This window comes from Streptomyces roseolus (assembly GCF_014649855.1).
Taxonomy (GTDB): domain Bacteria; phylum Actinomycetota; class Actinomycetes; order Streptomycetales; family Streptomycetaceae; genus Streptomyces; species Streptomyces roseolus.
This window is the reverse complement of sequence record NZ_BMTV01000097.1, coordinates 1-500: the sequence shown is the minus strand read 5'-3', so window position 1 is coordinate 500 and position 500 is coordinate 1. Positions and strand designations below refer to the sequence as shown.

The window sequence follows — 500 nt, the reverse complement described above, 5'->3', positions numbered from 1 at the left end:
TTCGCGACCGCCGTCGTCACCAGGGCGATGTCCCGCACCTGCGCCGTCAGCTGGTTCGCCATCGTGTTGACCGAGTCCGTGAGGTCCTTCCACGTGCCCGCCGCGCCCGGCACCTGCGCCTGGCCGCCGAGCAGGCCCTCCGCGCCGACCTCACCGGCCACGCGGGTCACCTCGCCGGCGAAGGTCCGCAGGGTGTCCGTCATCTGGTTGATGGTGTCGGCGAGCTGGGCGATCTCGCCGCGCGCGCTCACGGTGACCTTCTGCGACAGGTCGCCGTTCGCGACCGCCGTGGTCACCTCCGCGATCCCCCGCACCTGGTTGGTGAGGTTGCCCGCCATCGTGTTGACGGAGTCGGTGAGGTCCTTCCAGACGCCCGCGACCCCGGCCACCTCGGCCTGACCGCCGAGCTCGCCCTCCGTACCCACCTCGCGGGCGACCCGGGTCACCTCGGACGAGAACGACGACAGCTGGTCCACCATCGTGTTCACGGTGTTCTTCAG

General features: G+C 70.8%; 1 protein-coding gene. It reads right to left on the bottom strand.

All coding sequences use genetic code 11. The features are described 5' to 3' along the window. Window positions 1-500 (bottom strand): HAMP domain-containing protein (locus tag IE245_RS36615; protein ID WP_189955795.1); only part of this gene is annotated, 500 nt, incomplete at both ends.